Origin of the sequence: Micromonospora sp. A3M-1-15 (assembly GCF_024213425.1) — a bacterium.
Taxonomy (GTDB): domain Bacteria; phylum Actinomycetota; class Actinomycetes; order Mycobacteriales; family Micromonosporaceae; genus Micromonospora; species Micromonospora chersina.
The window spans coordinates 1,071,942-1,085,926 of the sequence record NZ_JANAVK010000001.1 but is presented as its reverse complement, the minus strand read 5'-3'; the positions used below and the strand labels follow the sequence as shown (position 1 = coordinate 1,085,926).

At 74.8% G+C, this 13,985-nt stretch carries 13 protein-coding genes and 3 tRNA genes; 13 read left to right on the top strand and 3 right to left on the bottom strand.

The features are described 5' to 3' along the window. Window positions 1-116: 116 nt before the first annotated feature. The 7 genes from NLX85_RS04940 (at window position 117) to arfB (ending at window position 5,629) form a co-directional block, all read left to right on the top strand. Window positions 117-656 (top strand): hypothetical protein, encoded by a 540-nt coding sequence (locus NLX85_RS04940; protein ID WP_254331826.1) that lies wholly within the window; start codon window positions 117-119, stop codon window positions 654-656. A 202-nt stretch (window positions 657-858) separates the two neighbouring features. Beyond that, window positions 859-1,908, top strand: coding sequence for a MoxR family ATPase (locus tag NLX85_RS04935; protein WP_254331825.1), 1,050 nt, complete (start codon window positions 859-861; stop codon window positions 1,906-1,908). Further along, window positions 1,905-2,897, top strand: a complete 993-nt coding sequence (locus NLX85_RS04930; protein ID WP_254331824.1) for a DUF58 domain-containing protein — start codon at window positions 1,905-1,907, stop codon at window positions 2,895-2,897. Before NLX85_RS04935 ends, NLX85_RS04930 begins: the two co-directional genes overlap by 4 nt. Next, entirely contained in the window at window positions 2,894-3,853 is a 960-nt protein-coding gene (locus NLX85_RS04925; protein WP_254331823.1) for a VWA domain-containing protein, read from the top strand. Before NLX85_RS04930 ends, NLX85_RS04925 begins: the two co-directional genes overlap by 4 nt. A gap of 45 nt (window positions 3,854-3,898) precedes the next feature. Then, window positions 3,899-4,759, top strand: coding sequence for a S1C family serine protease (locus tag NLX85_RS04920; RefSeq protein WP_254331822.1), 861 nt, complete (start codon window positions 3,899-3,901; stop codon window positions 4,757-4,759). Window positions 4,760-4,885: 126 nt separating this feature from the next. Beyond that, window positions 4,886-5,194: a hypothetical protein gene (locus tag NLX85_RS04915; RefSeq protein WP_254331821.1), complete on the top strand. Its 309-nt coding sequence runs from the start codon at window positions 4,886-4,888 to the stop codon at window positions 5,192-5,194. Window positions 5,195-5,203: 9 nt separating this feature from the next. Beyond that, a complete protein-coding gene (gene arfB, locus NLX85_RS04910) occupies window positions 5,204-5,629 on the top strand; it encodes an alternative ribosome rescue aminoacyl-tRNA hydrolase ArfB (protein ID WP_148427041.1) in 426 nt (141 codons plus the stop codon). 7 nt (window positions 5,630-5,636) lie between these two features. On the opposite strand, the gene NLX85_RS04905 is transcribed toward arfB, so the two are convergent. Further along, window positions 5,637-8,066: a low temperature requirement protein A gene (locus NLX85_RS04905; protein WP_254331820.1), complete on the bottom strand. Its 2,430-nt coding sequence runs from the start codon at window positions 8,064-8,066 to the stop codon at window positions 5,637-5,639. Between the two features lie 120 nt (window positions 8,067-8,186). Between NLX85_RS04905 and NLX85_RS04900 the strand changes: the two genes are divergently transcribed. Continuing rightward, a complete protein-coding gene (locus NLX85_RS04900; protein WP_254331819.1) occupies window positions 8,187-8,762 on the top strand; it encodes a GNAT family N-acetyltransferase in 576 nt (191 codons plus the stop codon). Window positions 8,763-8,870: 108 nt separating this feature from the next. Then, entirely contained in the window at window positions 8,871-10,016 is a 1,146-nt protein-coding gene (locus tag NLX85_RS04895; protein WP_254331818.1) for a cellulose binding domain-containing protein, read from the top strand. A 43-nt stretch (window positions 10,017-10,059) separates the two neighbouring features. Here NLX85_RS04895 and NLX85_RS04890 read toward each other — a convergent pair whose 3' ends face one another. Then, entirely contained in the window at window positions 10,060-10,944 is an 885-nt protein-coding gene (locus tag NLX85_RS04890) for a 3-methyladenine DNA glycosylase (protein ID WP_254331817.1), read from the bottom strand. A gap of 34 nt (window positions 10,945-10,978) precedes the next feature. Continuing rightward, window positions 10,979-12,394: a hypothetical protein gene (locus NLX85_RS04885; RefSeq protein WP_254331816.1), complete on the bottom strand. Its 1,416-nt coding sequence runs from the start codon at window positions 12,392-12,394 to the stop codon at window positions 10,979-10,981. Between the two features lie 173 nt (window positions 12,395-12,567). On the opposite strand from NLX85_RS04885, the gene NLX85_RS04880 reads away from it, so the two are divergent. The 4 genes from NLX85_RS04880 (at window position 12,568) to NLX85_RS04865 (ending at window position 13,983) form a co-directional block, all read left to right on the top strand. Then, window positions 12,568-13,371, top strand: a complete 804-nt coding sequence (locus NLX85_RS04880) for a fumarylacetoacetate hydrolase family protein (RefSeq protein ID WP_254331815.1) — start codon at window positions 12,568-12,570, stop codon at window positions 13,369-13,371. Window positions 13,372-13,477: 106 nt separating this feature from the next. Next, window positions 13,478-13,549, top strand: a tRNA-Gln gene (locus tag NLX85_RS04875). A 136-nt stretch (window positions 13,550-13,685) separates the two neighbouring features. Then, window positions 13,686-13,761: transfer RNA gene (locus NLX85_RS04870), tRNA-Glu, on the top strand. 149 nt (window positions 13,762-13,910) lie between these two features. Then, window positions 13,911-13,983 (top strand) — tRNA-Glu (locus NLX85_RS04865). Window positions 13,984-13,985 lie beyond the last annotated feature (2 nt).

The window sequence follows — 13,985 nt, the reverse complement described above, 5'->3', positions numbered from 1 at the left end:
ACGTGGGTCCCCCGATGGCCCGCAATTTTCCGCACCTGGCTGGCATGTCGAATCCAGCCGTCCCGCACCGCACGCGGGTCGGCCGTGTCACCACGGTCACACAAGGGAGATCTGTCATGGCCACATTCCTCAAGCGCAAGGCGACGGTGGTGGCCCTCGCCGCGCTGTCCCTCACCCTGGCCGGCGGGGGTATCGCGGCCGCCGCCCACCCGGCGGCGAAGACCGCGGCCGAGGCCGGGCAGCCCGGCGCCCGGCAGCCCGGCCACCAGCCCCCGGTGACCGCCGCCGAGAGCCGGGCGGCGAAGGCCGCGCTGAACGCCACCCTCGCCGCGCCGACCGCCGGCCTGGTCGCCTGGGCGGTGGTGAGCGCCAACGGGACCCTGCTCCAGCACTCGGCGAACGTCGTGAGCGCCAAGAAGTTCTCGCCGTCGCTGCCCGGCCAGTTCGCCGGGCAGTACCAGGTGACGCTCGACTACGACGTCCACCTCCGGGGGCTGCACGCGACCATCGGCACCAACGACGCGGCGAACGTCCCGCCGAGCGGTGAGGTCTCGGTGGCGCCCCGCTACCTGACCCCGAACGCCGTCTTCATCCAGACCCGCAGCTCCTCCGGCGGGTACGCCGACCGGCCGTTCCACCTGCTCATCGCCAACTGATCACAGGCCGCCACGCCGGCCCCCGCCCCACGCGGGGGCCGGCCGGCCTGACCTGACCCGCTCTGGGCCGGCCTGGGGTGCCCGATCCCGCTCGCGCCGTTGCGAACCGGGCGGGGGAGTCGTCCCGATCCGGGCCGGAAAGGGGCGCCGAGGGGCTGATAATCCGACGTTTGTCCGTACGTCGGCACGGGAAGCAAGCACCGTGACGGACATCTCGGACACCCTGGCCAGCGTGCCCAGCCCGGTCGATGCCGACGCGAGCGGCGTCGAGCTGGAACAGACCCTCTTCGAGGTCAAACGCGTGATCGTCGGGCAGGATCGCCTCGTCGACCGCCTGCTGACCGCCCTGATCGCCGACGGCCACTGCCTGCTGGAGGGCGTGCCGGGAGTGGCCAAGACCCTCGCGGCGCACACCCTCGCCACGGTGGTCGGCGGCAGCTTCTCCCGGATCCAGTTCACCCCCGACCTGGTCCCCTCCGACATCGTCGGCACCCGCATCTACCGGGTCTCCACCGAGGCGTTCGACGTGGAGCTGGGTCCGATCATGGCGAACCTGGTGCTCGCCGACGAGATCAACCGGGCCCCGGCCAAGGTGCAGTCGGCGCTGCTGGAGGCGATGGCCGAGCGGCAGGTCTCCATCGGCGGCCGGAGCTGGCCCGTCCCCGACCCGTTCCTCGTGCTGGCCACCCAGAACCCGATCGAGTCGGAGGGGGTCTACCAGCTCCCCGAGGCGCAGCGCGACCGCTTCCTCATGAAGATCGTCGTCGACTACCCGAGCGACGCCGACGAGCTGGCCATCCTCTACCGGATGAGCACCGAGCGGCCGACCGCGCGACCGGTGCTCGACCCGTCCCGGCTGCGGGCGCTCCAGCGGCGCGCCGCCGACATCTTCGTCCACCACGCCCTCGCCGAGTACGTGGTCCGGCTCATCCTCGCCACCCGGGACCCGGGGCGGTTCGGGCTGTCCGAGATCGCGCCCCTGCTGGCGTACGGGGCGAGCCCGCGGGCCACCCTCGGCCTGGTGGCGGCGGCCCGGGCGCAGGCGCTGATCCACGGCCGGGACTACGTCCTCCCGGACGACATCCGGGACCTGGCGGTCGACGTGCTGGCCCACCGGCTGGTGCTCTCCTTCGACGCGGTGGCCGACGGGATCTCCGCCGAGACGCTGGTCCGCCGGCTGGTCGAGGCGGTGCCGCCACCCCGGGTGGTCACCGGGCACCCGGAGGCGGCGCCCGACCTGGCGGCGGCATGAGGCGCCGGGACGCACCCGTCCTGCCCGAGCCCGGGCTGGCCGACCTCGCCCCCGACCAGCGACTGCGCCGGCTGGAACTGACCGTCACCCGGCGGCTCGACGGGCTGCTGCACGGCCAGTACCGCGGCCTGCTGCCCGGGCCGGGCAGCGAGGCGGCCGGCAGCCGGGAGTACCGCCCCGGCGAGGACGAGGTACGCCGGATGGACTGGGCGGTCACCGCGCGGACCACCGTCCCGCACGTGCGCGAGGTCGACGCGGACCGCGAGCTGACCACCTGGCTGCTGGTCGACGCCAGCCCCAGCATGGAGTACGGCACGGCCACGCTGGACAAACGGGAACTGGCCGTGGCCGCGGTGGCGGCGGTCGGCTTCCTCACCGCCGGCGCCGGCAACCGCCTCGGCGGCCAGGTGCTCGCCCCCGAGGGCGTACGCCGGTTCCCGGCCCGGGGCGGGCGTACCCACCTGCTCGGGCTGCTCCGCGCGCTGCTGGGCGCGCCGCGCACCGACGGGCACCGGGACTTTCCCCCGCCGACCCTTGCCGACGGGCTGGACGGGTTGCAACGGGTGGCCACCCGGCGCGGGCTGGTGGTGGTCGTCTCCGACTTCCTCGACGGGCTGCCCGACGACCCCGAGGCCGCCCCGGCCTGGGAGACCGTGCTGCGCCGGCTGGCCGTCCGGCACCAGGTGCTCGCCGTCGAGGTGACCGACCCGCGCGAGCTGGAGCTGCCCGACGTCGGGCTGGTCACCCTCGTCGACCCGGAGACCGGCCGCCACCGCGAGGTGTGGACCGGCGACCCGGCCCTGCGCGAGCGCTACGCGCAGGCCGCCGCGGCGCAGCGCGACCAGGTCCGGCACGCGCTGCGCCGGTCCGGGGCGACGCACCTGGCGCTGCGTACCGACCGGGACTGGAGCGCGGACATCGTCCGGCACGTGCACGCCCAGCGCCGGCTCGCCGCCGCGCCCGCCGCGGCCCGGGGAGGTGCGAGGTGAGCTGGCAGTCGCCCGCCCGTCTCTGGCTCCTGCTCGGCGTCGCCGCGCTGGTCGTCGGCTATGTCGTGATGCAGCGCCGGCAGAGCCGGTACGCGGTGCGCTTCACCAACCTGCGGCTGCTGGACCGGGTCGCCCCGCGGCGGCCGGCCTGGCGCCGCCACGTCCCGGCGGGCCTCTTCCTCGCCATGCTCGCGCTGCTGGTGGTCGGCTTCGCCCGGCCCAACGCCGAGGTGCGGGTGCCCCGGGAGCGGGCCACCGTGATGGTGGCCGTGGACGTCTCCACCTCGATGCTGGCCGGCGACGTCGACCCGGACCGGCTGACCGCCGCCAAGGAGGCCGCCCGCCGGTTCGTCGACGGACTCCCGGACGAGTTCAACGTGGGGCTCGTGGCGTTCGCCGGCAGCGCGGCGGTGCTGGTGCCGCCGGGCACCGACCGGGACGCCCTGCACGAGGGGATCGAGCGGCTCGCCGAGGGCATCACCGGGGTGCAGGGCACGGCCATCGGGGAGGCGATCAGCACCTCGCTGGGCGCGGTGAAGAGCCTCGACGCGAAGGCCGCGAAGGACCCGCCGCCCGCGCGCATCATCATCCTCTCCGACGGCGCGAACACCTCCGGGATGGATCCCATGGAGGCGGCCGGCCAGGCCGTGGCGGCCAAGGTGCCGGTGCACACCATCTCGTTCGGCACGCCGTCCGGCTCGGTGGACCGGGGCGGGCGGGCGATCCAGGTGCCGGTCGACGGGCAGACCCTCAAGGCGGTCGCCGACGAGACCGGCGGCGGCTTCCACGAGGCGTCGACAAGCCAGGAGCTGCGCGCCGTCTACGAGGACATCGGCACCTCGGTGGGCTACCGCAAGGAACGGCAGGACATCTCGGCCCGCTTCATCGGCCTCGGGCTGGTCTTCGCCATGGGGGCCGCCGCCGGTTCGCTGCGGTGGTTCTCCCGGCTGCCCTGACCCGCACCACGACCGGACGACGCACGACACGTGAGGAGCCCAGGTATGGCAGTGCAGACCGGACTCGGCGAGCCGCGCGGCCCGTGGTTCGTCTCGCCCGAGCTGGACCCGGACGGACGCGGGCGCTGGGACGTGCCCGGGGCCGAGCGGGAGGCGGCACGGCGGAGCTGGCGCGGCCGGCTGCTGAGCGCGGCGGTGGTGGTGGCCCTCTCCACCGTCTCCGGGGCGGCGGCCGGCACCTGGGCGGCCGACCGGGACGCCCCCGGCCCGGCGGCGGCCTCCGCCGCGCCGGTGCCGGCGGAGCTGGTCACCGCCGCCGAGAAGACCGTCCCCGGAGTGGTCTCGGTGATGGTCGGCGGGACGTCCGGCGCGTCGGCCTCCGGCTCCGGCTTCGCCATCGACAACGAGCAGCACATCGTCACCAACGACCACATCCTGGCCAAGGGCGGCTCCGGACCGGTGACGGTGGAGACCTCCGACGGGCGCCGGTTCACCGCCGAGGTGGTGGGGAGGGAGCCGGGAAGCGACCTGGCGGTGCTGAGGGTCCCGGCGGCGGCCCGGCTGTCGGCGCTGCCGCTGGCCAAGCCGAACTCCACCCGGGTGGGGGAGCCGGTGCTCGCGGTCGGCTCCCCGCTCGGCCTGGCCGGCACCGTCACCGCCGGCATCGTCAGCGCGCTCAACCGGCAGGTCCGCATCGGCAACGGCCGGCACACCGCGGTGCAGACCGACGCCTCCATCAACCCGGGCAACTCCGGCGGGCCGCTGGTCAACGCGCGGGGTGAGGTGGTCGGGGTGAACACGGCCATCGCCACCATCGACGGCAACGGCTCGATCGGCATCGGGTTCGCCATCCCGATCGACCAGGTCCAGCAGACCGCCGACACCATCATCGGCCGGGGCGGCTGACCGGCCCCGCGGTGCTGACCTGCGCCGGCGTGCCGAACGGTCCGCCGGAAGGTCAGAAGTGTCGGATATCCGGCGTGGGACCATCGGGCCATGGAAATATTACGCTGAGTATGGATACTGGCGGAGGTGGAGCAAGCTGTCATCGCGGCCCTCCTCCTGGTGGGCCTGGTCATCGGCGCCGGTGTCGGCGCGTCGTACGCCCGCGCGCAGCGGGGTTGGAAGGACTACAAGACCATCCGGACCACCGTCCCGGGCGCCCGGCGCACCGCGTGGATGGCGACCCGTGCGGTCATCACCAAGATCGGCGTGATCGCGCTGCTGCTGTTCGGGGCGGCGGCGTACGCGGCGGCCGGGTCGGACCACGAACGCGCGGGCCCCGGTCCCACCCCGACCCCGACCGTGACCGCCACCCCGGGCCACCGCGCCGGGCGTTAGCCTCGGGGCGTGGACGACGGACTGCGGGTGACCGACCGGCTCGTGCTGCCCGACGCCGAGCTGCGGGAACGCTTCTCCCGCTCGTCCGGCCCGGGTGGCCAGGGGGTCAACACCACCGACTCGCGGGTGGAGCTGAGCTTCGACCTGGCCGGGTCGCCGAGTGTGCCCGAGCCGCTGCGCGCCCGCGCCCTGGACCGGCTCGCCGGCCGGCTGGTCGACGGGGTGCTGACCGTGGCCGCCAGCGAGCACCGGGCGCAGTTGGCCAACCGCGAGGCGGCCCGCGAGCGGATGGCCGCCCTGCTGCGCGAGGCGGTCGCGCCGCCGCCGAAGCCGCGCCGCCCCACCCGCCCGTCCCGGGCCGCCAAGGAGCGCCGGCTGGCCGAGAAGAAGAGGCAGTCCCAGCGCAAGCGCGACCGCCGGGTGGACGGCGACTGACCGCGGGTCAGCGCGACGGCACCGGCCCGGTGGCGGCCCGCTCGTGGTCGCGGAGCACCTCGAACGCGGTGAGGGCCAGGCAGGCCGCGGCCAGCAGGGCCAGCGCGAGCAGCGCCGACAGGCCGGCCGTCAGCGGCAGCAGCGCCGCCACGACCAGGGTCAGCACCTGGCGGGCGGGTCGCCCGCGCCCGGTCGTCCGCCACCGGAACGCCTGGACCCCCAGCAGGTAGAGCAGCACCCCGCCGAAGAGCGCGGCGTGCGCCAGCGGGTACGGCGGCGGCCCGAGCTCGAAGAAGCCCCGGCTGCCCAGCACCGACATGGTCTTGCGCAGGCCGAGCGAGACCAGCACGATCCCGGCCACCATCGGCAGGTGCAGCCAGGTGTACGCGTCGCGGGCCAGCCGGGTCCGGGTGCGGAGGTCGGCGGCGGCCAGCGCCCGTTCCCCCTCGGTGCTGTCCCAGCCGAAGTAGGTCCACCACAGGGTGGCCAGCAGGGCGGTGCCGAGGAACGCCGCCACCACGATCCGGGCCGAGACCGGCGTGTAGACCACGGCGCTGCCCATCGAGATCACCGCCTCGCCGAGCCCGATGATGATGATCAGGCTGTGCCGGTCGGCCCAGTGCTCCGCCGAGCGCACGCTGAGGTGGCGCAGGCCCACCCGGGCGTTCCCGAGCACGTCGACCGCGATGGCGAGCACCCACAGCGCGACCCGCGGCGGGGAGAACTGGCGGACGTCGCCGACCGGCAGCGGCAGCAGCGCGGAGACCAGCATCAGGCCGAGCGCGACAAGGGTCGGCGCGGCGGCCCGCAACGGCGGCGTCCGCCAGGCCGGGTTCTGCCACGCCACCAGCCCGAACGAGGCCAGATGCAGCAGCCGGATGGCCGCGTAGCAGGCGACGAAGACCAGCGGCCCGGGCAGGCCGCCGCTCGAGTCGTCGAGCGCCTGCGGGCTGGCCAGCGTGATCATCGCGGTGAGCGCCACCACGAGCACCATGACCAGGCGGACCACCGCATTCTCCGCGCGGACCTCGGCCGCCAGCCAGGCGTACGCGCACCAGGCCTGCCAGAGCACGGCGAGCACCAGCAGCCCGCGTGCCAGGCCCGGCCACGTCGGGTCGTCGGCCATCAGCGCGGCCACCTGGAGGAACGCGTAGACGAAGACCAGGTCGAAGAAGAGCTCCTTCGGGGTGACCCCGCCGTGCTCCTGGATCGGCCCGATCTGCGCGTGCAACCGGCGGTGCCGGCGCCGGAACACGGTCAGGTCGGCAAGCGCGGTCGTGCCCACCGCGGCGGCCAGCAGGGCCAGCTCGGCCAGCGCCGGCAGGTGCGGCGCGAGGGGAGCCAGTCCGGCCACCAGCACGACGCCGAGCACCGGGGACCGGCCCAGGATGCGCAGCGTCCGCACCTCGAACAGCACCAGCCCCGACAGGTAGAGCGCCACTCCGCCGTGGAGCACCAGCAGGGTGAGCAGCGGGGTCGGCTTGTCGCTGCCCACCTGCAGTTCGCCGAGCACCTTCTTGAGGCCGAGCGCCACCAGGATCAGCCCGGTCATCATCGGCAGGTGCAGGAAGCTGTACGCGTCCCGGCCGAGCAGCGCGCGCCGGGTGCCGACGACCCGCTCCAGCGCCTGCTCGGCCGCGAACCGGGCCACGTCGAAGTACGTCCACCACAGCGCGCCGGCCAGCGCCACCCCCAGCAGCGCCCCGACCAGCACCTCCAGGGTCAGCGGCTGGGCGGTGGCCACCCCCTGGCTCAGCCCCACCGAGATGATCGTCTCGCCGAACCCGATCAGGATGATCAGTCCGTGCCGTTCCGCCCAGTACGGGATCGAGCCCATCCGCCACAGGTCCGCGCCGAGCAGCATCGCCCCGCCGTACTCGGCGACGATCGCGCCGCCCACGAGCGCGAAGCGGAGCCACTCCCGACCCACACCGTCCGGCACCTGTGCCGGGACCAGCGCGGCGGCCAGCAGGAACAGTGCGCCGGCCAACGGGGGCGGCCACGCCCGCCGTGCCAGCCGGCGGGGATGCACCTCTCCGGCGGCGGCCACCGCGCCGACGGTCAGCGTGGTGGCGCGCACGATCAGGTAGCCGACGGCGAAGACCAGCGGGCCGGGCAGCCCGCCGGGCCGGTCCTGGAACGCCTCCCGCACCGTGAGGCCCATGACGAACAGGGTGGCGCTGAGCCCGAACATCACCACCGGCATGACCCCGCGGTCCAACCGGATGGTGCTGCCCAGCCAGGCGAACGGCGCCCAGCACCACCAGAGCAGCACGAGCAGGAGCAGGCCCCGGGGCAGTCCGGCCGGGTTGAGCTGCTCGGCGGTCAGCCCGGTGACGTTGAGGAACGCGAAGACGAAGATCAGGTCGAGGAAGAGTTCCAGCCGGCTGACGTCGCCCGCGTCGCCGGCCAGCTGGATCCGACCGACGCCGCCCACCACCTCACTGTGCCAACCGGGCCGGGCGCCGACCGGGGATCCGTCCCAATCACCCCCCTGGACCGGCAGGCGCCGGAAAACTGTTTGAGGGCCCGACTGCCGTCGCCCAGAATTCGCCGGGTGCCGAGCGACTTCTCCGTCAAGCCCACCCTCACCGGCGACCGCGTCCTGCTGCGCCCGTTCGTCGACGACGACCTCGCGGCCTTCGAGGCGATCCTGGCCGACCCGGAGGTGGCCCGGCTGACCGGCAGCCCGCCCGGGGAGGGGCTCGAACCGGCCCGGCTGCGGGCCTGGTGCGGCACCCGCAACAGCCAGCCGGACCGGCTCGACCTGGCCGTCGTGGACCGCGCGACCGGGGCCTGCGTCGGTGAGGTGGTGCTCAACGAGTGGGACCGGCACAACGACAGCTGCAACTTCCGCACCCTCATCGGCCCCGCCGGGCGGGACCGGGGGCTCGGCACCGAGGCGGTCCGGCTCGTCGTCGGGTACGGCTTCGAGCAGCTCGGCCTGCACCGGATCGGGCTGGAGGTGTTCGCCTTCAACCCGCGCGCCCGCCGGGCCTACGAGAAGGTCGGCTTCGTGGCCGAGGGCACGCTGCGGCAGGTCCTCCGCGACGGCGACGGCTGGGTGGACGCCACCGTGATGTCGATCCTCGCGGACGAGTGGGCCGCGCACCGGGGCCACCCGGCCGGCTGAGTCCGGCACGCGGGACCGGGTTGAGCCGGGCGCGTCGAACCGCTTCAATACGTACGGGAGCAAGGGCCGTCACCGACCACCACGTCACGTGACAGGAGTCCCGTCCTCATGCTCCGCACACCCCTGCGCGCCGCCCTTGCCGCGGTCGCCGCCCTCCTGCCCGCCCTCGTGGTCGGGTTCGCTCTCGTCCCCACCGCGCCGCCGGCCGCCGCGGCGGCCACCCCGGTCCGGGTCATGCCCCTCGGCGACTCCATCACGGGGTCGCCCGGCTGCTGGCGGTCGGTGCTGTGGAACCGCCTCCAGTCCAGCGGCTACACCGACGTCGACTTCGTGGGCACCCTCGGCCCGCAGGGCTGCGGCCAGCCCTACGACGGCGACAACGAGGGACACGGCGGCTACCTGGTCACCAACGTGGCCAACCAGAACCTGCTGCCCGGCTGGCTCGCCGCCACCCACCCGGACGTGGTGCTCATGCACTTCGGCACCAACGACGTGTGGAGCAACATCGCCCCGGCCACCATCCTGGCCGCGTACTCGAAGCTGGTGGACCAGATGCGGGCCGCCAACCCGACGACGACCGTGCTGGTCGCGAAGATCATCCCGATGAACCCGGCCACCTGCACCGAGTGCGGGCAGCGGGTGGTCGCGCTCAACGCCCTCGTCGACGGCTGGGCGGCGGGGAAGACCACCATGGCCTCGCCGGTGGTGGTGGTCGACCAGTGGACCGGCTTCAGCACGGCCACGGACACCTACGACGGCGTGCACCCCAACGCCGCCGGCGACCAGAAGATGTCCGACCGCTGGTACCCGGCGCTCACCGCGGCCCTGCACGGCACCACCCCGACGCCCACCACCCCGACGCCCACCGCCTCGCCGACCGGCGGCCCCACCCCGACGCCCGGCACCACCCCGAGCGGCGGCCCGACGCCGACGCCGACCGACCCGTCCGGGACCGGGTGCACGGCGACCTACCGGATCGTCGGGCAGTGGCAGGGCGGCTTCCAGGGTGAGATCACCGTCCGCAACAGCGGCACCGCGCCGGTGTCCGGCTGGACGGCCCGCTTCACATTGGCCGACGGCCAGCGGATCACCCAGTCGTGGAGCGCCGAGGTGAGCCAGAGCGGCACCGCGGTGACCGCCCGGAACGCGAGCTGGAACGGCAGCCTCGCCCCCGGCGCGCAGACCACGTTCGGCTTCCTGGCCGGCGGCGCCGGCGCGAACCCGGTCCCGGTGGTGAGCTGCACCGTCGCCTGACCGCCTGGGCGGGGGCCCGCCGGCGCGCGTCGGTGGGCCCCGGTCAGGCCGGCCGGTCGGTCGCGTCGAGGGCGGCCAGCAGCCGGGTCCGCAGCCCGGCGGCCCGCTCGGCGAAGCCCCGCTGGGCGGCGGCGTACTCGGCCCGGCCCTCCGGGGTCTCCACCCGGACCGGCGGGTGACCGAGGTCGGCCAGGTCGTACGGGCTGGCCCGCATGTCCAGCGTGCGGATCTCCCGGGCCAGCGCGAAGGCGTCCGCCACCAGCTCCGACGGCACCAGCGGGGACAGCTTGTACGCCCACTTGTAGAGATCCATGTTGGCGTGCAGGCAGCCCGGCTGCTCCAGCGCGTGCTGGCTCTCCCGGGTCGGTGTGAGCACGTTGAGCGGCCGGGCCGGCGCCGTGAAGAACCGGAACGCGTCGAAGTGGCTGCACCGCACGCCCCGCTCCTCGACGACCGCCGCGGTGGCCGCCGGGCTGAGCCGCAGCGGCCAGGCGTTGTGCCGCACCTCGTCCTGCGTCTGCCGGTAGACCATCGCCCACTCGTGCATGCCGAAGCAGCCGAAGTGGGCCGGGCGGCCTGCGGTCGCCGCGAGCAGCGTGCGGATCCAGGCGACGGACTCGGCGCGCCGCGCGCGTACCCCCTCGGTGTCGAGGGTGACCCCGGCGGCGGTGGCGCGGTAGTCCCGGCCGAACCCGGCCGGGTCCGCGTCGCGCAGCACCACGCCGGCGCCGGGGTGCCAGCGGCGCAGCTGGGCCGGGCGGTGCGAGTAGTAGGTGAAGAGGAAGTCCTCGACGGGGTGCCGCACCGCGGAGCGGCGGCGGGCCAGGTGCGGCGCCAGCCAGGCGTCCACCCGCTCCTCGTGGGCGCGACGCCGGGCCTGCCAGTCGGCCGCGTCGAGCGCGGTGGCGGGGGCGAGGGCGGCGGTCACGGACCCCAGGGTACGACCGCCGCCCCGCCCCGGGTCACGGCACGTCCACCCGCACGCCGGCGGAGAAGACCCCGCTGCGCAGCTCCAACTGCTTCGGTGGGTCGTCGCCGTGCACGGTGAACACCAGCGGCAGCAGCACCCGGGAACCGGCGGCGACCGGCTGGGCGAAGACGTCCCGGCCGAGGTTCGCCACCCGGGTGGCGCTCTCGTCGGTGGCCACCCAGTTGCCCCCGGGCAGGTACGCCCGCTGCAACTGCCCGTGCCAGGTCTGCTCGCCCGGCGTGAGGTTGCGCACCCCGACCGTGGCCAGGCACTGCCGCCCGCCGGCCGACGCCGCGGGCTGCGTGCCCGCGCCGCAGGCCATCCGGTAGACGGTGAACTCGAACGCGCTCTCGCGCAGCGGGACGCCGAGCGGACCGGTGACGCTGTTGCCCACCCAGGCGCCGCTGGTCGGCTGCTTGGTGGTGTCCATCGCGGCGACCCGCTGGGTGGCCGTCCACGCCGCCGCGCCGACCACGCCGGCCAGCACCGCGGCAGCGACCCCGATCACCGCCCAGATCGGCGGCCGGCGGCGTCGTCCGGTGGCGGCGGGCATCGCCGGGCGCGGGTAGACCGTGCCGCGGTCCGCCCGGCCGCCCGCCCCGCCGCCGACCGGCGGGACGCCGGCGGCGAGCCGGTTCGGGCCGGCCGGGGTGCCGGTGGCCGCCCGCGCCGGGCCGGAACGCCGGCGCCGCCACACCCACCACAGCACGCCGCCGGTGACGACCAGGAGCGCGGCCAGCGCGGCCAGCAGCACCGGCGGGCGGCGCCAGGCCGGGGTCGCGGTCACCTTCGCGGCCGGCACCACCGTGGGCCCGGTCCAGGTCGCCGTGGCGCAGTCGTACGGCCGGGTGCCGTCCGTGCCGTACGCGCAGGTCGGCGCGGTCACCGGCCGGCCCTGGGCGGCCCCGCTGAGCGCCGTGTTCAGCGTGGTGGTGCTCCGCGCCGGCAGCCGCAGCCGCCAGGTCACCTCGTTGGCCGTGGCCGACCCGATCGGGCGGTTCGCCCGGCCGCCACCGGTCACCGCGGTCGCCCGCGACCCGGCCGGCAACTCCTGCCGGACGGTCGTCTCGACCATCGTGGGGCCGGCGTTGCGGACCTGGATCCGGTAGCCCGGCGCCGGGGTGCCGGCCGCCGCCACCGCCACGGTGACCGGCGGGGTGGTCAGCTGGATGGGCGCCGGCTTGGTGGTCGGCATCGCCGGGGGCGCCGCGGGCATCCCGGTCGGAATCGGGGTGGCCCGGGCCGCCACGGCCGGCGGAGCCGCCGCTTGCGCCGGCGGAGCCGCCGGTGGCGGGGGCGCGGCCTCCGCCCGGGGTGCCGTGAGCGGCAGCGCCGGCACGGCGGCCATGATGCCGAGGCAGTTCACGAGCACTGCCAGGGTCCTGTGGTGTCGTCTCGATGCAGGCATACGAACGAACCTCCGGCCCCGAAGCTATGGGCCCGGGCACGCCGGGCGGGTACGAAGCCGGCAATCCCGCCCCGGCCGGCGCGGGCCGGCGTATCCTGGCGCGCCACCCACCCGGCGGAGCCCGTGGCCACGTCCGGCGTGGCCCGGCCGGGCGTCGGGGATAGATTGGCCGGGTGCGTATCGCTCGTTTCGCTCATGCCAAGGGAATGTCGTTCGGGGTCGTCGAGGGCGAGCCGGAGGCCGGGCCGCAGGGCCTGACCATCGCCGAGATCGAGGGCCATCCGTTCGGGCAGATCCAGTTCTCCGGCGCCCGCTGGGCGCTCTCCGACGTCCGGCTGCTCTCGCCGATCCTGCCGAGCAAGGTGGTCTGCGTCGGCCGCAACTACGCCGAACACGCCGCCGAGCACGGCAGCGAGGTGCCCAAGGAGCCGCTGCTCTTCCTCAAGCCGTCCACCTCGGTGATCGGTCCCCGGGACGCCATCCGGCTGCCCATCTTCTCGAAGCAGGTCGAGCACGAGGCGGAGCTGGCCGTGGTGATCGGCGCGCCGGGCGCGCGCCGGGCCGACCGGGCCGCCGCCGAGCGGGCCATCTTCGGCTACACCTGCGCCAACGACGTCACCGCGCGGGACCTCCAGCGCTCCGACGGGCAGTGGACCCGGGCCAAGGGCTTCGACTCGTTCTGCCCGATCGGGCCGTGGATCACCACCGGGCTTGACGTCACCGACCTGGAGGTCCGCTGTGAGGTCGGTCGCAACCCGGAGGAGATGGAGGTACGCCAGCTCGGCCGGACCAAGGACATGGTCTTCGACGTGCCGGCCCTGGTGTCGTACATCTCCCACGTCATGACGTTGCTCCCCGGCGACGTGGTGCTGACCGGCACGCCGGCGGGGGTTAGCCCGCTCACCGACGGGGATACGGTCACCGTGCGGATCGAGGGGATCGGCGAACTCACCAACCCGGTGGTACCGGTCGCCTGATGCGTCCGACGCCTCGTTTCCGCAGCTCAGTGGCGGTTCGGGGGGTTGGATTTGGCCTGCCGGCACCGGGAGGGTAAAGTTCATTCCCGGCGCCGCAAGGGGCCAATGGGGTATGGGGTAATTGGCAGCCCGACTGATTCTGGTTCAGTTAGTCTAGGTTCGAGTCCTGGTACCCCAGCGCAGCCGCGGATTCGCGAGAATCCCGGACGCTGGATTCTGGCGGAGTTCCGCTCCGCCCCTCGCGAGAGGGGCGGCAGTTGATCTCTGATAGAGTGCAGCTTCCCGCCCGCGAGGGCGTGGAAGCATGAAGTTCTGGCCCCGTCGTCTAGCGGCCCAGGACGCCGCCCTCTCAAGGCGGTAGCGCCGGTTCGAATCCGGTCGGGGCTACCAGCGCTGACAGCCCGTCCCACCTCGTGGGGCGGGCTGTTTCGTGTTCCGGCCGTGGTTCGGCGTTCCGACCCCCTCCACGGGGGCCGGACGCGGTGCCGCTAGACTACTGCCGCACCGCCCGCCAGGGCGGTGAAGCAGGAAAAGTGCCTGGCCCCGTCGTCTAGCGGCCCAGGACGCCGCCCTCTCAAGGCGGTAGCGCCGGTTCGAATCCGGTCGGGGCTACC